This window comes from Aminobacter sp. Piv2-1, assembly GCF_037625995.1.
Taxonomy (GTDB): domain Bacteria; phylum Pseudomonadota; class Alphaproteobacteria; order Rhizobiales; family Rhizobiaceae; genus Aminobacter.
On sequence record NZ_JARKMU010000003.1, the window covers coordinates 199916 to 216580 of the forward strand.

Sequence of the window (16665 nt, forward strand, 5' to 3'; positions counted from 1 at the left end):
GATGCCTCCGGCCTCTGTCGATCCGGGAGGAAGGGACGTTACACCCGGTTCGGCCTCGTTGGCGGCTGGCGCCGCCTGTCTCTGAACTTGTGAACAGATTACGAGGCCGGGCCTGAACGGAGGCCGAAGGCGCGGTTCATCTGCGGTTCATCAAGCGGGCGTCGAGGACCTTCCAGAGGCGTCTTGAAATGCCGTCGGGCCACCCCCAAATGTCTTTTGCGGCGCCCAGAAGGGGCCGCTGAACCACCGCCGGAACGCCAGAAGGGTTCCGCCCCGGATCAAACGCAAACCTTGTTGCTCAATGGAGAACACCCATGCGTCACGTTGATTTTTCCTCGCTCCACCGCTCGACCGTCGGCTTCGACCGGCTGTTCAGCATGCTCGACGGCCTCGGCCAGCCGGAAGGCGGCACGAGCTACCCGCCCTACAACATCGAGCGCACCGGTGAGGACGCCTACCGCATCAGCATGGCCGTTGCCGGCTTCTCGGAGACCGAGATTTCGATCGAGGCCCACCGCAACGTGCTGACGGTCAAGGGCGAGCGCGGCAACGAAGGCACCGGCGAAGGCTCGGAGCTGCTCTATCGAGGCATCGCCTCGCGCGCCTTCGAGCGCCGCTTCCAGCTCGCCGACCATGTCGAGGTCGTAGGCGCCAACCTCAAGAACGGCCTGCTCCACATCGATCTCAAGCGGACCATCCCGGAAGAGCTGAAGCCTCGCAAGATCGCGATCTCGGCTGCTCCGGCCCAGGCCAAGCAGATCGAGGCCAACACGGTCAACTAAGGACCGATCCTCCCAAGGAGAAAAGGCGGCGCCTTCGGGCGCCGCCTTTTTCGTTTGCGTGGGCTGCGCCGGCTATCGGCCCAGCAGGTCGCCGAGGCGGCCGATTTCGTCCGTGGTGGTGGCGAAGCTGGTGACGAAGCGGTAGAGCGTCTCGCCTTCGCCCACCTGGCCGGCGAGGGCCGCCAGCACATTCCAGTCGTAGAAGGCGGCACCGGCCTCGAGCGCCCTTGCCGCGGCCGCCCTGTCGATGATCGCGAACACCTCGTTGGCCTCGGGTCGCCAGGCGAGGCGCGCCACCTTCGAGCCGTCGAGCACGCCGGCCAGCCTGGAAGCCATGGCATTGGCGTGGCGCGCCGTCTCCAGCCACAGCCCACCGTCGAAATAGGCGTCGAACTGCGCCGAGATGAAACGCGCCTTTGAGAACAGCTGGGCCGAGCGCTTGCGCAGGAAGTGCATTTCCTTGGCGCGGTCGAGGTCGAACATGACGATCGCCTCGGCGCACCAGCAGCCGTTCTTGGTGCCGCCGAACGAGACGATGTCGACGCCGCGCTTCCACGTCATCTCTGCGGGCGAGACGTCGAGCGACACAAGCGCGTTGGCGAAGCGGGCACCGTCCATGTGCAGCGGCACGCCGTGGCGCCTGGCGATCGCCGAGATCGCCGAGATGTCGTCGAGGCCATAGACGGTTCCGACCTCGGTCGACTGGGTCATCGAGATTGCCGTGGGGCGCCCGCCATGGACGTTTTCCGAGGCGAAGCGGCCGACCGCGCGTTCCAGGTTGCGGATGTCCATGCGGCCGAGCGGGCCGTCGACCGGGCAGAGCCGCGACCCGGCGGACAGGAATTCGGGGGCGCCGCACTCGTCCTCGATGATGTGCGCCTCGCGGTGGCCGAAGGAAATGCCGCCCGGCTTGCCGTACGCGGCGAGCGCAAGCGAATTGGCGGCCGTGCCCGTGGCCACGAAGAACACGGCGACCTCGCGCTCGAAGATCTCGCCGAAGCGCTCGTACACCTTGCGGTCGAGGTCGCCGTCGCCATAGGCGCGGCTGAAGCCGCCAGCGCTCGCCGAGAGCCTTTCCGCGATCCTGGGGTGGGCGCCGGCCCAGTTGTCAGATGCGAAAAACATGTCGTCCGTCCGTAACCTGGCTGTGGGAGAGTGTCCTGAGCTAGAGCGGATTTGACCGTCAGCATCAAGTCCGATGCCGTGAAATCGATTGTGGCAGCGAAAAACGGCCTTTGACCGAGCGTTCAAAAATTACGCGGCATGCGTGTCCGTTGTAATTTTCTGTCTTCGGCGGCGCGGAAAATTCGTGAATCGGTCTTGTGCGTATTCAAGAATTCTGTCATACGAAATTTAGGACAGTAGTACTGTCTTATTTATCTGCCCAAAGCGGAACGGATTTGGCGTATGATGACGCCACGTCCGTCTGCCGCCGCGAGCAGGGGTCAGTGGCCGAAGCGGAGCCTTTCCGCTCTGTCGCCCCGACTGGCGGTTCGGTGCCGGCCAACGGCACTGCGCCGCAAGCATATCGAAGCATATCAAAAGGTGAGCGGATCGGCACGTAGCCGTCCCAAAGCGAAATGCCCGGACCGGGCCGGAATGGAGAGAGAGACGATGACGGAGTTGACGCCATCTGTGACGACGGGTTTTGTGCCGGCCGCGCAGACGAAAGCGGCCAACAATAAAACCGATCATCTCCGAACCACCACCGGCTATGCAGCGCATGGCCTCTACGATCCGCGCAACGAGCACGACGCCTGCGGCGTCGGCTTCATCGCCCAGATGAAGGGCGTGAAGTCCCACCAGATCGTCAAGGACGGGCTGTTCATGCTCGAGAACCTGACGCATCGCGGCGCAGTGGGTGCCGACCCGCTGGTTGGCGACGGTGCCGGCGTGCTGGTGCAGATCCCCGACACCTTCTTCCGCGAGGAGATGGCCAAGCAGGGCATCGAGCTGCCGGCGCCCGGCCAGTACGGCGTCGGCCACTGGTTCATGCCGCAGGATGCGGCGATGCGCGACCATATCGACGAGATCATCCGCGAGTCGGCGCAGTCGGAAGGCTTGCCGCTGATCGGCTTCCGCGACGTGCCGGTCGACAACGCCTCGCTGTCCAAGGCGCCCGAGATCGTGGCCGCCGAGCCCTACCACCGCCAGGTGTTCATCGGCCGCACGCCCGACATCGAGGACGACGAGGAATACGAGGCGCGCCTCTACCTGCTGCGCAAGGTGATCTCCGGCCGCATCTATGCCGAGAACAACAACAAGGACGTCGGCGCCTATTGCGTGTCGCTGTCGGCGCGCACCATCGTCTACAAGGGCATGTTCCTGGCCAACCAGGTCGGCGCCTATTACAAGGACCTCGGCGATCCGCGCTTCGAGACCGCGCTGATCCTGGTCCACCAGCGCTTCTCGACCAACACCTTCCCGTCGTGGAAGCTGGCGCATCCGTACCGCATGGTCGCCCACAACGGCGAAATCAACACGGTGCGCGGCAACAACAACTGGATGGCCGCCCGCCAGGCGTCGGTCGACAGCGAGCTGTTCGGCAACGACATCTCCAAGCTCTGGCCGATCTCCTACGAGGGCCAGTCGGACACGGCCTGCTTCGACAACGCGCTCGAGTTCCTTTTCCAGGGCGGCTACAAGCTGGCGCATGCCATGATGATGCTGATCCCGGAAGCCTGGGCCGGCAACAAGTCGATGGATGCCGACCGCAAGGCCTTCTACGAGTACCATGCGGCGCTGATGGAGCCGTGGGACGGCCCGGCGGCGGTCTGCTTCACCGACGGCCGCCAGATCGGCGCCACGCTCGACCGCAACGGCCTGCGTCCGGCGCGCTACATCGTCACCGACGACGACCGCGTCATCCTGGCCTCGGAAGCCGGCGTGCTGCCGGTCGACGAAAAGAGCATCGTCAGGAAGTGGCGCCTGCAGCCGGGCAAGATGCTTCTGATCGACCTGGTCGAGGGCCGCATCATCTCGGACGAGGAGATCAAGTCCGAGATCGCCACCAGGCATCCCTACAAGAAGTGGCTGGCCAACACCCAGCTGATCCTGGAGGAACTGAAGCCGGTGGAGCCGCGCGCGCTGCGCAAGGATGTGTCGCTGCTCGATCGCCAGCAGGCCTTCGGCTACACCCAGGAAGACACCAAGCTCCTGATGTCGCCGATGGCGACGACCGGCCAGGAAGCGGTGGGCTCGATGGGCACCGACACGCCGATCTCGGCGATGTCGGACAGGTCGAAGCTGCTCTACACCTACTTCAAGCAGAACTTCGCCCAGGTCACCAACCCGCCGATCGATCCGATCCGCGAGGAGTTGGTGATGAGCCTGGTGTCGTTCATCGGCCCGCGCCCGAACATCCTCGACCTCGTCGGCACCTCCAGGCGCAAGCGCCTCGAGGCGCGCCAGCCGATCCTCACCAATGCCGACCTGGAGAAGATCCGCTCCATCGGTCACACCGAGGAGAGCTTCGACACCAAGACGATCGACGTCACCTATGCCGCCAGCGAGGGTGCTGCCGGCATGCAGGGTGCCATCGAGCGCCTGTGCGAGCGCGCCGAGGCTGCCGTTGCCGGCCGCTACAACATCATCATCCTGTCCGACCGCCAGCTTGGCCCGGATCGCATCGCCATCCCGTCGCTGCTGGCGACGGCGGCCGTGCACCATCATCTGGTCCGCAAGGGCCTGCGCACCTCGGTCGGCCTGGTGGTGGAATCGGGCGAGCCGCGCGAGGTGCACCACTTCTGCTGCCTGGCCGGCTACGGCGCCGAGGCGATCAACCCGTATCTGGCCTTCGACACGCTGACCGACATGCACAAGCGCGGCGAGTTCCCGCCGGAAGTCGACGGCTCGGAGGTCGTCGGCCGCTACATCAAGTCGATCGGCAAGGGCATCCTCAAGGTCATGTCCAAGATGGGCATCTCGACCTACCAGTCCTACTGCGGCGCCCAGATCTTCGACGCCATCGGCCTGAAGACCGATTTCGTCGAGAAGTACTTCACGGGTACCGCCACCAACATCGAGGGCGTCGGCCTCGACGAGGTCTCGGGCGAGACCGTGGCGCGCCATACCTCGGCCTTCGGCGAGGACCCGGTGCTGCGCAACGCGCTCGACGTCGGCGGCGAGTACATGTACCGCATGCGCGGCGAAGCCCATATGTGGACGCCGGATGCGGTCGCCTCGCTGCAGCACGCCGTGCGCCAGGGCTCGTGGTCGACCTTCAAGGAGTTCTCCGCCCAGATCGACAGCGAGACGGCACGTGCCCAGCAGATCCGCGGCATGTTCCACATCAAGTCGGCGGAAGAGAGCGGCCGCAAGCCGGTCCCGATCGACGACGTGATGCCGGCGGCCGAGATCGTCAAGCGCTTCTCGACCGGTGCCATGTCCTTCGGTTCGATCAGCCGCGAGGCGCATTCGACGCTGGCCGTCGCCATGAACCGGATCGGCGGCAAGTCGAACACGGGCGAGGGCGGCGAGGAGCCGGACCGCTACCTGCCGCTGCCCGACGGTTCGGTGAACCCGGAGCGTTCGGCGATCAAGCAGGTGGCCTCGGGCCGCTTCGGGGTCACGACCGAATACCTGGTCAACTCCGACATGATGCAGATCAAGGTGGCGCAGGGCGCCAAGCCCGGCGAGGGCGGCCAGCTGCCCGGCCACAAGGTCGACGCGACGATCGCCAAGACCCGCCACTCGACGCAAGGGGTGGGCCTGATCTCGCCGCCGCCGCACCACGACATCTATTCGATCGAGGATCTGGCGCAGCTGATCTACGACCTGAAGAACGTCAACCCGGCGGCCGACGTGTCGGTCAAGCTGGTGTCGGAAGTGGGCGTCGGCACGGTCGCGGCGGGCGTCGCCAAGGCGCGCGCCGACCACATCACGATCTCCGGCTATGACGGCGGCACGGGCGCTTCGCCGCTCACCTCGCTCAAGCATGCCGGCAGCCCGTGGGAGATGGGCCTCGCCGAGACGCACCAGACGCTGGTGCTGAACGGCCTGCGTTCGCGTGTCGCGCTCCAGGTCGACGGCGGCCTGCGCACCGGCCGCGACGTCGTCATCGGCGCGCTCTTGGGCGCCGATGAGTTCGGCTTCTCGACCGCGCCGCTGATCGCGGCGGGCTGCATCATGATGCGCAAGTGCCACCTCAACACCTGCCCGGTTGGCGTCGCCACCCAGGACCCGGTGCTGCGCAAGCGCTTCAAGGGCACGCCCGAGCACGTCATCAACTACTTCTTCTACGTCGCCGAAGAGGTGCGCGAGCTCTTGGCCGCGATGGGCTTCACCCATCTCGACCAGATCATCGGCAACAGCGACCTCCTGGAAAAGCGCGAGCTGATCAACCACTGGAAGTCGCGCGGCCTGGACTTCTCCAGGGTGTTCTACAAGCCGGACGCGCCTGCCTCGGCGACGCACTGGACCGAGCGCCAGAAGCACCCGATCGACGACGTGCTCGACCGCAAGCTGATCGCGGAAGCCAAGCCCGCGCTCGAAGCGCGCCAGCCGGTCAAGATCGAGGCGACCATCCGCAACGTCGACCGCTCCGCCGGTGCGATGCTGTCGGGCGAAGTCGCCAAGCGCTTCAAGCACAAGGGCCTGCGCGAGGACACCATCTCGGTGAAGCTGACCGGCACCGCCGGCCAGTCCTTCGGCGCCTTCCTGACGCGCGGCGTGTCGTTCGAGCTCGTCGGCGACGGCAACGACTATGTCGGCAAGGGCCTGTCGGGCGGCCGCATCGTCATCCGCCCGCCGGAAGACAGCAAGATTGTCGCCGAGGATTCGATCATCGTCGGCAACACCGTGCTCTACGGCGCGATCGAAGGCGAATGCTACTTCCGCGGCGTGGCCGGCGAACGCTTCGCCGTGCGCAACTCGGGCGCGGTCACCGTCGTCGAGGGCGTGGGCGACCACGGCTGCGAGTACATGACGGGCGGCGTGGTGGTGGTCATCGGCAAGACCGGCCGCAACTTCGCGGCGGGCATGTCGGGCGGTGTCGCCTATGTGCTCGACGAGGAGGGCGATTTCGCCGAGCGCTGCAACATGGCGATGGTCGAGCTCGAGCCGGTCCCCGAAGAGGACGATATGCTGGAGAAGCTCCACCATCACGGCGGCGACATCGCCCACAAGGGCCGCGTCGACGTGTCGGGCGACATGACCCGCCATGACGAGGAGCGCCTGGTGCAGCTGATCTCGAACCACATGCACTACACCGGTTCGACCCGCGCCAAGCAGATCCTGGACGACTGGGCGAGCTACCGACCCAAATTCCGCAAGGTCATGCCGGTGGAATACCGCCGCGCGCTGATCGAGATGGAGCGCATGAGGATGAACGTCGCGGCGGAATAGCCGCGGCCATCCGGCCGGCGCGGCGCCTGCGGGCGCCCGCCATCGCATGCTTCATTTGAAGTGGTGGAATTCTACGCCCGCGCCGAGACGCGAGGCACGACTGACGAGAGTTACGATGGGCAAGGTTACAGGTTTTCTCGAGATCGACCGGCAGGTGCACAAGTACCAGCCGGCCTCCGATCGCATCCGGCATTTCCGCGAGTTCACGCTGCCGATGTCGGACAAGGAAGTGGAAAAGCAGGCGGCGCGCTGCATGGATTGCGGCATCCCGTTCTGCCATGGGCCGACGGGCTGCCCCGTCCACAACCAGATCCCGGACTGGAACGATCTGGTCTACAACGGCGACTGGGACAACGCGATCCGCAACCTGCATTCGACCAACAACTTCCCGGAGTTCACCGGCCGCATCTGCCCCGCGCCCTGCGAGGAAGCCTGCACGCTGAACCTCGAGGACATCCCGGTCGCGATCAAGACCGTCGAGCAGGCGATCGCCGACAAGGCCTATGAGGGCGGCTACATCCGTCCCTATCCGCCGGAAAGGAAGACCGGCAAGCGCGTGGCGATCATCGGCTCCGGCCCTGCCGGCATGGCGGCTGCCCAGCAGCTCGGCCGCGCCGGCCACGAGGTCCATGTCTACGAGCGCGAGAGCCGCCCCGGCGGCCTGCTGCGCTTCGGCATCCCGGACTTCAAGATGGAGAAGCATTACATCGACCGTCGCGTCGAGCAGATGGCGGGCGAGGGCGTGACCTTCCACTGCGGCGTCAATGTCGGCGTCGACAAGAAGGTCGAGGAATTGCTCGCCGAGTTCGACGCCGTGCTCTATTGCGGCGGCTCCGAGACGCCGCGTCCGGCCGGCATTCCCGGCGACGACCTCATGGGCGTGTTCGACGCGATGCCGTACCTGGTGCAGCAGAACAAGCGCCTCGGCGGCGAGGACATCCAGTCCGTGGCCTGGCCGTCCGAGCCGATCCTCGCGGGTGGCCAGCACGTCGTCGTCGTCGGCGGCGGCGATACCGCGTCCGACTGCGTCGGCACGGCGTTCCGCCAGGGTGCCGTGCGCGTCACCCAGCTCGACATCCGCCCGCAGCCGCCGGAGAAGGAAAACAAGCTCTCCGTCTGGCCCTACTGGGCGACCAAGATGCGCACCTCGTCGTCGCAGGCCGAGGGCGCGCAGCGCGAGTTCCAGGTGGCGACGCTCGAGTTCATCGGCGAAGAAGGCCAGCTGACCGGCGTGAAGTGCTGCGAGGTCGACGACAAGCGCAAGCCGATCCCGGGGACCGAGTTCGTCATCCGTGCCGACCTCGCCTTCATCGCCATCGGCTTTGCTGGACCGATTTCCGGCGGCGTCACCAAGGAGCTCCAGGGCAAGCTCGAGATCACCACCGATGCGCGCCGCTCGTCCAACGTCGCGGCCAACGAGCAGGACTACAGGACCAACATCGACAAGCTCTACGTCGCCGGCGACGTGCGCCGCGGCCAGTCGCTGGTGGTCTGGGCGATCCGCGAAGGCCGCCAGGCCGCGCATGCCATCGACGCAGCACTGATGGGCTCGACGGTGCTGCCGCGCTGACGACAATGCGGGCGCGTCCTTCGAGGCTCGCCCGCGGACGTCGATGATGCGAAGCCCGGCGAGGTGCGGGCTCGCACCTCGGGATGAGGACATGTGGCATGGAACTATGTGGGCTTGGAGTCCAACGCCTCACCTGCTGGATGACGGACTCCCCCAAAACCCTCATGGTGAGCCTGTCGAACCACGGGTTCTGGGGCAAGTAGAGTATGGCGCCTGGCGCCCTCGTGGTTCGACAGGCTCACCATGAGGGCTACTGGAGCGCCCTTCGCTATCAGCCCACATCCTGAGGTTCGAGCCTTCGTCTTGTTTGGACACCTTCGCGGCGAGCCTCGAAGGACGGCTACCGCTTGATCGCAGTCGTGGTCTCGCTACCCGGCGATACCGGCAGCTTCTTCGGCGGCCAGGAGAAATCGTCGGCACGGCCGGGCGGCGCCGCCGGAGCGACGCCCTGCACCACCAGCTTCCCGCCCGGCGAATTCGGATCGCCCGGGGCCGCCGCCTGTCCGCCCATCAGCTCCGTCCCGCCATCGAGTTCGGGGTCGGAGAGCGACACCGGCACGGTCCGGTCGATGTTGACCGGCACGTTGAGTTCGCCGGGCGTCGCCTGCGGCAGGCTCGCCGGCACCGCCACCTCGGTGCCCTGGGGGGTGATGCCCAAAAGCTTGTTCAGCGGCTTCTCGGCATAGAAGGCGAGCTTGCGCTTGCCGGCGCGGGTGACGTTGATGCCGTCGTCCGAGCGCAGGCGCACCGGCTGGCCGTTGATGTCGGGACCGGAGGTGACGAAGGCGCCGTTCTCGTCGACGAAGCCGTCCCAGACATCGACGAACTCCTTGCCGGAGGCTTCCGTGACGGTCCTGTAGATGTCGTTGAAGGCGAGCATGTCGGTGCTCATCTTCGACGACTTGAACGCCGGCATGCCGATCCAGAGGAACGGCACATTGGTGTCGCTCAGGGTCTTTGCCAACTGCTCGGTGCGCGCCGTGTATTCCTTCATCCAGGCCGGGCTCATCGCCGGTTCGCGGGTGTCGCCGACCCGCATCTGCTGGCGGTCGTTGGAGCCGAGCATGACCACGACGACGGCCGGCTTCTCCTGGGCGATCAGTTCCTGGGCCTTCTCCGGCCAGTTGTAGTAGTCGTCGCGGACGAAGCCGGACGAGCCGCTGGTCCTGTCGACGATGCGGATCTTGGCGTTCTCGGCGAAGACGGTCGCCAGCCCTTCGGCGATGCCGGCGCCGAGGAAGTCGCCGATCACCAGCACCACGCGCGCGTCGGGCAGCTTCTCCACCACCGGCACGGCCGGTTCGGCCGGCTTGCTCACTGCAGCCGCCTTGGGCTTGCGCGGCGCCTTGCGAATGGTCTTGCGCGGCCGGACCTGCGGTTCCTCGTAGATGTAGGGGTCGACGCGCGGCTCGCGGCGCGGCAGGAACAGGTCACGCAGCGACCAGCGCCGCAATATGCCCTCCTGGGCGAGGGCCGGGGAGGGCACGGAAATGGCGGTCAGTGCGACCGCCATCGCGACTGCTGGCATCGTCAGGCGCAGAACGATGGTGTTCGGGCGACGCATCGATGCCAAGCACGACCTCCGCAGGCTAATTCTGCCTCAGCTTCTTGAGCACTTCCATGCTCGGATGGCCGTCCTGCGTCAAGCCCAGCTGCGCCTGGAACGCCTTGATGGCCGAGCGCGAGCCTTCGCCGATCTTGCCGTCGGCCTTGCCGTCGTAATAGCCGCTCTCCGACAGCCGCTGCTGCAGTTCCTGCTTCTCGGCGAAGGAGAGCTTGGTGAACGGGCGGCTCCAGTCCTGCACCAGCCCGCCATATCCGGCGATCTCGTCGGCAAGCAGGCCGACCGCGAGGGCGTATTTGTCGGCGTTGTTGTAGCGCTTGATCACCTGGAAGTTCTTGGTCATCAGGAAGGCCGGCCCCTGGCGGCCGTCCGGCACCTTCAGCGTCGCGACGTCCGAGCCGCGCCTGAAGGCCTTGCCGTTGGCGCGCTCGACGCCGAGCGAGGCCCACTTGTCCAGCGTCGCCGAACCGCTGGGGAACTTGCGGCCCTCGGGCAGCACCACCTCGTAGCCCCAGGTCCTGCCGGCCTGCCAGCCGTTCTTCTTGAGCAGGTTGGCGGCGGTAGCGAGCGCGTCGGGCACCGAATTCCAGATGTCGCGGCGGCCGTTGCCGTCGGCGTCGACCGCATAGGCCTGGTAGCTGGTCGGGATGAACTGGGTATGGCCCATGGCGCCGGCCCAGGAGCCCATCAGGTTGCTTTCCTTGATGTCGCCGCGCTGCAGGATCTTGAGGGCGGCGATGAGCTGGGTGCGGGCGTATTTGGCGCGGCGCTGGTCGCCATAGGCAAGCGTCGCCAGCGAGCGCACCACGTTGCGCATCACCTTGTCGTTCTTGAGGATCTCGCCATAGTTGGATTCCATCGACCAGATGGCCAACAGCACATAGCGGTCGACGCCGTAGGCCGCCTCGATGCGGTCGAGCCAGGGCTTCCACTTGCGCGCCATCTCGCGGCCGGTGGCGATCGACTGGTCATGCACGCGGTTGTCGAAATAGTCCCACACCGGGGCGGTGAATTCGGGCTGGAAGCGCGCCTTTTCCAGCACTTCGGCATCGGCGGAGGTGATGCCGCGGAAGGCGCGGTCGTAGGTCGAACCGGAAATGCCGTTGTCGGCCGCGACCGAACGGAAGCTCGCCACCCAGCGCTGGAACCCCGGCTCGGCGGCGGCGGGACCGGCAGGCAGCAAAAGCGCGAACGAAATACCGGCGATTGCGGCGGCGCTGGCGAGGGCTCGGGCGGTCTTGTGAAGAGGCATTCTTTCCTCCTTGGAGAGATCAGAAAGTCGATTCATCGCCGAAGCCGGTTATCAATCAGTTTACCATAGTCCTCCGGGGGAACGAAAAGCCGCCTGCCGAATTGTCCAGGGCCAGTCAACTCGATCAAGTTCGCGTGATCGCTGGTCTTGCCCGCCGTCCCCGAATATGTGAACGCATTCAGTATTCATCAATTGGGGCGTGACAGTGTCCACGCCCGGTACATGCAACCATCGGACGAACAGCCATGAAACGAGTTCGCAAGGCAGTATTTCCTGTCGCAGGTCTGGGCACGCGCTTCCTGCCCGCCACCAAGTCGATACCGAAGGAAATGCTGACCGTCGTCGACAAGCCGGTGATCCAGTACGTCGTCGACGAGGCGCGCGAAGCGGGCATCGAGCACTTCATCTTCGTCACCGGCCGCAACAAGGCGGTCATCGAGGACCATTTCGACGTCCAGTTCGAGCTCTACGACACGCTCGCCCAGCGCGGCAAGGGCGAACAGCTGGAAAGGCTGCAGCGCTTGCAGCCGGCGCCGGGCCAGACCTCGTTCACCCGCCAGCAGGTGCCGCTCGGTCTCGGCCACGCGGTCTGGTGCGCGCGCGAGCTCGTCGGCAACGAGCCGTTCGCGCTGCTTCTGCCCGACATGATCATGCAGTCCGAGAAAAGCTGCATGCGCGAGATGGTCGAGCTCTACAACGAGACCGGCAACAACATCATCGCCGTGCAGGAATGCGATCCCGCCGAGGCGCACAAATACGGCATCGTCGGCAAGGGCGAAACCGTCCATACCGGTTTCCGCATCGACGGCATGGTCGAGAAGCCGAAGCCCGGCACGGCGCCGTCGAACCTCTTCATCAACGGCCGCTACATCCTGCAGCCGGAGATCTTCGGCATCCTCGCCAACCAGGAGCGCGGGGCGGGCGACGAGATCCAGCTCACCGATGCGATGCTCAAACTCGAGAAGCAGCAGTCCTTCTACGGCTACCACTATCGCGGCCGCACCTTCGACTGCGGTTCGCCGGAGGGCTTCGTCGAGGCAAACGTCGCCTTCGCGCTGTCGCGCGCCGATATCAACGAGCGCATGGCGGACGTCATCGAAAGCCTGCTCGGCGAGATGAAGCCGGGTCGCTGAGCTTCCCCATGAATGTCGCCCGCGCGTCAGATTCGGACGCGCGGAGCGGTGGTTTTCGGCCTCAGCGCCGTGTAGACATGTCCTGCCAGGTGCCCGCAGCGATGCGGGAGAATCGGGAACACGGTGCAAATCCGTGGCGTGCCCAACGCTGTAAGAGGGACCGCATCGGCAAAGGCCACTGTCCGCAGGACGGGAAGGCGCCGGAAGCGGGTTGAACTCGAGCCAGAAGACCGGCCCGGCAGAAATCGTCCACCGCATGGTCAGGCGGCGGAAACCGATATGCTCGCCAGGGGACACGCGATGCCGACCGACCATACCCATGCCGATACGGGCTGTTTCGATGCGGCAGCGCAGGATGCCGTCTACCGCGCCATCTTCACGCGCCGCGACGTGCGCAGCCATTTCCTGTCCGATCCGATCGAGGACGCCCAGCTGGGGCGCCTGCTGATGGCGGCCCATCACGCGCCCTCGGTCGGCTTCATGCAGCCGTGGAACTTCATCGTCATCCGCGACCCCGGCCGCAGGGAGCAGGTGCGCGACCTCTTCCTCGCCGCGCGCGGGCAGGAATTGCCGCACATCGCCGAAGAGCGGCAGGCGCTCTACCGCAAGCTCAAGCTCGAAGGCATCTCGGAAACGCCGCTCAATCTGGTCGTGACCTGCGACCGCAGCCGGTCGCGGCATTCGCCGCTCGGTCGCTGGCACAATCCCGAGATGGACCTCTACAGCACGGTCTGCGCGGTGCAGAACTTCTGGCTGGCGGCCCGCGCCGAGGGCATCGGCGTCGGATGGGTCAGCATCCTCGACCGTGAGGCGCTGAAGCGGCTGCTCGGCATCCCCGAGCACGTCACGCCGGTGGCCTACCTGTGCGTCGGCCGCGTGTCGGAGTTCGCCGCGCGGCCGGACCTGGAGCGGCATGGCTGGGCAAGCCGCCTGCCGCTCGCCGATCTCATCATGAGCGAGGTCTATTCCGGTGCGGGCGAGGACGTGCTGAAGGCCGCCGTTTCGACGCTGTCGGGCGCCGGGAGTTCCTAGATCATTTCCGCTTTTCTTCGAATTGCGGAAACGCTCTATCTCTTTGTTTTTGCGCAATTCCGGACGGAAAACCGCTGCGCACTTTTCCTGGAATTGCTCTAGCGCTGGACCCTCAGCCCGACGAACACGCTGTTGGTCCTGCTGTCGCGGCCGGCGAGCGTGCTGTCTAGGGACTCGTGCCTGAGGCGGCCGGTCAGGCCGGCGTAGCGGTTGAGCCACCAGGTCAGCCCGGCTTCCGCGGTGAGCGTCAGCTCGCGGTCGTCCGATCCGGCATAGTCGCGCCAGCCGGTGCCGACCGCGGCAAAGCCGGTCAGGTTGGCCCGCATCTGGCGTTCGACCGCGAGGCGCCCGGAATAGAGCACCGAACCGCTCTGGCCGGGCGTCGTCGAGCCTTCCACGACCGTCGTGCCGGTGAGGCTGACGATGGTGCCGCGGATCGGCGACCAGCGAAGGTCGGCCGCCAGCGTGGCTGCGGAAATCGTGTCCAGGCGGTCGTCGTCGAAATCCTCGGCGATCCAGCCCGCCGAAACCTCGCCGCCGAATTTCTCGCCCATGTCGATCTCGACGCCGGCGCGCGCGCCGACACGATTCGACGAACGCTCGAAACCGGCCGTGTCGAATCTGAGGTCGTAGACGCGGCGGCCGAATTCGACCTCGCCGAAGGGGATCAGGGCGGGCGAAACTTCATAGCCGGCGCGAAGGCGGCCGGCATAGAGCGTGGAATTCCTGTCCTCCTGCGACAGCGTGCCCCCACCGGACAGTTCGGCGTCGTCGAACCGCTCGTTGGTCGCTTCGCCTGTCACCGCAAGGCGCAGCTTACCCACGTCCTTCTCCAGGCCAAGGCTGCCGTCGAGCGTGCGCCGCAACGGCTGCGAGACCGTGTCCTCGATCACCACCGGCGACGTCGCCGATTCCGGCCTGACATTGTAGCCGAGCGTGCCGATGGCGCGGAAACCGTCCATCAGTTCGAGTTCGAGCCGCCCGTCGATGCCGCCCGTGGCCTCCTCGAGTTCCTGTCCGGAGACGGACTTGCGGAAGGTGCCATAGGCGTCGATCGTCGCCGAGTGGCGCGCCCAGTCGGAGACGGCGTTGAGGCGAAGCGCGGTTTCCGAAAGCACGGCCGACCTGCCGTTGGCGCTCGAATCGGCGTTCGACGTCGCCGTCACGCCCTGTTCCAGGCTGGGCCGCAGCACGAACGTGCCGACGCGGATGCCGGGTGCCGCGAACGGATAGTCGTCGCGCGGCACGTAGCGTCCCTCAATCGCGGCCTGGCGCCGTGCCTCCGAGCCGCTCGTCGGGGCAAGGTCGGAATCGACCGTGCCCTGGCGCACCGAACCGGTGGTCACCTCGCCGTCCGGCTCGGCCGGCGCATCCAGCCCGCCCTGCTGCGACGGGCGCGCTGCCGCGCCCGCGGCGAGGCGCCTGCGGGCCGCCTCGGCGCGCTGCCGGGCGGTGGTCGGGGGCAGGGCATAGGTCGAGGCGGAGGCCGGATTGGCGTTCGGCGGCTCGCTGAAGATGTCGGCCGTCTCACCGGCGGGCTGGTCGGGAATGGCCCCGGGGCTCGCGGGCTGATAGGTGTCTTGGTTCTGGTCCTGGGCAGCTGCTGCCGGCTGCACGGCCGGGCGCTTGCGCCACATCAGCGCGTCCCTGACCTGGGTTTCGCTGACCGCGCCGCGCAGGCCGGCTTCCTGTGCCTGGGCGGGAAGGAGACACGCCACGGCCGCCACGCTCGCTGTCGCCAGCAAGGCGCAGATGCGCGCACCCTTCGGCCGTCCCATTCGCTCCGGCAAGACCCGTTCCATCGCCACCAATGCCCCGCAGGCGCATGGGCGCCGTGCTTAGCAACTGGTAAATCGCCATGGTTAATGGAGCGTTTCGCTGGCGCGCCGACCGCGCAAACGGGGGGCGATAGTGATGGACAGCCGGCTTGGGACGCGCTAACGCATGCGCCATGCACGCTGGATCGCTAAAAAAAGAGCCGGACCCGCAGGCCTCGATCGCCTCGGCGCTCCGTACCATCGCCACCGAGCAGGCCGGAATCGTGGCTCTCCTCGCATCGCTGGAAGGCCCCCTGGCCGAGCCGTTCGCGCGCGCGGTATCGGTTCTTGGCCAGCTGAACGGCCGCGCGATCATCACCGGCGTCGGCAAGAGCGGCCATATCGGCAGGAAGATCGCCGCCACCTTCGCCTCGACCGGCACGCCGTCCTATTTCGTCCATCCGGCGGAAGCCATCCACGGCGACCTCGGCATGATCACCAGGGACGATGCGATCGTCGCCATCTCGTGGTCGGGCGAGACCGCCGAGCTCAAGGGCATCGTCGGCTATTCGCGCCGCTTCTCCATCCCGCTGGTGGCGATCACCGCCGGCGAGACCTCGGCGCTGACGCGCCAGGCCGACGTGGTGCTGCTCCTGCCGCGCACGCCGGAAGCCTGCCCGCACGGGCTGGCGCCGACGACCTCGACGCTGCTCCAGCTGGCGATAGGCGACGCGTTGGCCGTGGCGCTGCTCGAGGCCCGCGGCTTCACGCCCGATCATTTCCGCACCTTCCATCCCGGCGGCCAGCTCGGCGCCAGCCTGATGCCGGTCGGCGAACTCATGCACACCGGCGACCGCATGCCGGTCGTCACGATCGGCACCAAGATGCCTGAAGCGGTCCGCACGCTGTCTCAGAAACGCTTCGGCTGCGTCTGCGTCGTCGACGCAGACGGCAAGCTGGCGGGCATCATCACCGACGGTGACCTCTCGCGCAATCTCGACCGCAACCTCGTCGAGACGAGCGTCGAGGAGATCATGACGACGCGGCCCAAGACCGTCCCGCGCCAGATGCTGGCAGGGGCGGCGATCGCGCTTCTGAACGAGAACAACATCGGCGCGCTGATCGTGGTCGAGGGCGACCGCCCGGTCGGCCTCGTGCACTTCCACGATCTGCTCAGGATCGGCGCGGCGTAGGTTCTTTTCCCGGATATCGTGCCTTTGTCTTCAGGCG

At 66.5% G+C, this 16665-nt stretch carries 10 protein-coding genes and 1 riboswitch; of the genes, 6 read left to right on the forward strand and 4 right to left on the reverse strand.

The genetic code is table 11. The features are described 5' to 3' along the window. The first annotated feature begins 314 nt into the window (after positions 1-314). Positions 315-782 carry an Hsp20 family protein gene (locus AmiPiv_RS07185; RefSeq protein ID WP_340036653.1) on the forward strand — a complete coding sequence of 156 codons (468 nt, stop codon included), beginning with the start codon at positions 315-317 and terminating at the stop codon, positions 780-782. A gap of 72 nt (positions 783-854) precedes the next feature. Here the strand turns inward: AmiPiv_RS07185 and AmiPiv_RS07190 are convergent, their stop codons facing one another. After that, positions 855-1907 (reverse strand): threonine aldolase family protein, encoded by a 1053-nt coding sequence (locus AmiPiv_RS07190; RefSeq protein ID WP_340036654.1) that lies wholly within the window; start codon positions 1905-1907, stop codon positions 855-857. Positions 1908-2396: 489 nt separating this feature from the next. Between AmiPiv_RS07190 and gltB the strand changes: the two genes are divergently transcribed. Together gltB and AmiPiv_RS07200 are read left to right on the forward strand one after the other, a co-directional pair. Further along, positions 2397-7127 carry a glutamate synthase large subunit gene (gltB, locus tag AmiPiv_RS07195; RefSeq protein WP_340036655.1) on the forward strand — a complete coding sequence of 1577 codons (4731 nt, stop codon included), beginning with the start codon at positions 2397-2399 and terminating at the stop codon, positions 7125-7127. A 115-nt stretch (positions 7128-7242) separates the two neighbouring features. Further along, the gene (locus AmiPiv_RS07200; protein WP_340036656.1) at positions 7243-8697 is read left to right on the forward strand and encodes a glutamate synthase subunit beta; all 1455 of its coding nucleotides are present in this window, start codon (positions 7243-7245) and stop codon (positions 8695-8697) included. Positions 8698-9037: 340 nt separating this feature from the next. Here AmiPiv_RS07200 and AmiPiv_RS07205 read toward each other — a convergent pair whose 3' ends face one another. Both AmiPiv_RS07205 and AmiPiv_RS07210 read right to left on the reverse strand, forming a co-directional pair. Continuing rightward, positions 9038-10270, reverse strand: coding sequence for an SGNH/GDSL hydrolase family protein (locus AmiPiv_RS07205; RefSeq protein ID WP_445206916.1), 1233 nt, complete (start codon positions 10268-10270; stop codon positions 9038-9040). Between the two features lie 16 nt (positions 10271-10286). After that, a complete protein-coding gene (locus AmiPiv_RS07210; protein WP_340036657.1) occupies positions 10287-11513 on the reverse strand; it encodes a lytic murein transglycosylase in 1227 nt (408 codons plus the stop codon). A gap of 245 nt (positions 11514-11758) precedes the next feature. On the opposite strand from AmiPiv_RS07210, the gene galU reads away from it, so the two are divergent. Together galU and bluB are read left to right on the forward strand one after the other, a co-directional pair. Next, positions 11759-12646, forward strand: coding sequence for a UTP--glucose-1-phosphate uridylyltransferase GalU (galU, locus tag AmiPiv_RS07215; RefSeq protein ID WP_340036658.1), 888 nt, complete (start codon positions 11759-11761; stop codon positions 12644-12646). Positions 12647-12716: 70 nt separating this feature from the next. Continuing rightward, positions 12717-12899, forward strand: a riboswitch (cobalamin riboswitch). 26 nt (positions 12900-12925) lie between these two features. Then, positions 12926-13678 carry a 5,6-dimethylbenzimidazole synthase gene (gene bluB / locus AmiPiv_RS07220; protein WP_340036659.1) on the forward strand — a complete coding sequence of 251 codons (753 nt, stop codon included), beginning with the start codon at positions 12926-12928 and terminating at the stop codon, positions 13676-13678. A gap of 98 nt (positions 13679-13776) precedes the next feature. On the opposite strand, the gene AmiPiv_RS07225 is transcribed toward bluB, so the two are convergent. Then, positions 13777-15456 carry an outer membrane beta-barrel protein gene (locus tag AmiPiv_RS07225; RefSeq protein WP_340036660.1) on the reverse strand — a complete coding sequence of 560 codons (1680 nt, stop codon included), beginning with the start codon at positions 15454-15456 and terminating at the stop codon, positions 13777-13779. A 173-nt stretch (positions 15457-15629) separates the two neighbouring features. On the opposite strand from AmiPiv_RS07225, the gene AmiPiv_RS07230 reads away from it, so the two are divergent. Next, positions 15630-16628, forward strand: coding sequence for a KpsF/GutQ family sugar-phosphate isomerase (locus tag AmiPiv_RS07230; RefSeq protein ID WP_340036661.1), 999 nt, complete (start codon positions 15630-15632; stop codon positions 16626-16628). Positions 16629-16665: the final 37 nt, after the last annotated feature.

Coding starts and splice junctions, on each gene's coding strand:
- gltB (WP_340036655.1), top strand. CDS start 2,397: ATGACGGAGTTGACGCCATCTGTGACGACGGGTTTTGTGCCGGCCGCG.
- AmiPiv_RS07190 (WP_340036654.1), bottom strand. CDS start 1,907: ATGTTTTTCGCATCTGACAACTGGGCCGGCGCCCACCCCAGGATCGCG.
- AmiPiv_RS07200 (WP_340036656.1), top strand. CDS start 7,243: ATGGGCAAGGTTACAGGTTTTCTCGAGATCGACCGGCAGGTGCACAAG.
- AmiPiv_RS07225 (WP_340036660.1), bottom strand. CDS start 15,456: ATGGGACGGCCGAAGGGTGCGCGCATCTGCGCCTTGCTGGCGACAGCG.
- AmiPiv_RS07230 (WP_340036661.1), top strand. CDS start 15,630: ATGCACGCTGGATCGCTAAAAAAAGAGCCGGACCCGCAGGCCTCGATC.
- AmiPiv_RS07185 (WP_340036653.1), top strand. CDS start 315: ATGCGTCACGTTGATTTTTCCTCGCTCCACCGCTCGACCGTCGGCTTC.
- galU (WP_340036658.1), top strand. CDS start 11,759: ATGAAACGAGTTCGCAAGGCAGTATTTCCTGTCGCAGGTCTGGGCACG.
- bluB (WP_340036659.1), top strand. CDS start 12,926: ATGCTCGCCAGGGGACACGCGATGCCGACCGACCATACCCATGCCGAT.
- AmiPiv_RS07210 (WP_340036657.1), bottom strand. CDS start 11,513: ATGCCTCTTCACAAGACCGCCCGAGCCCTCGCCAGCGCCGCCGCAATC.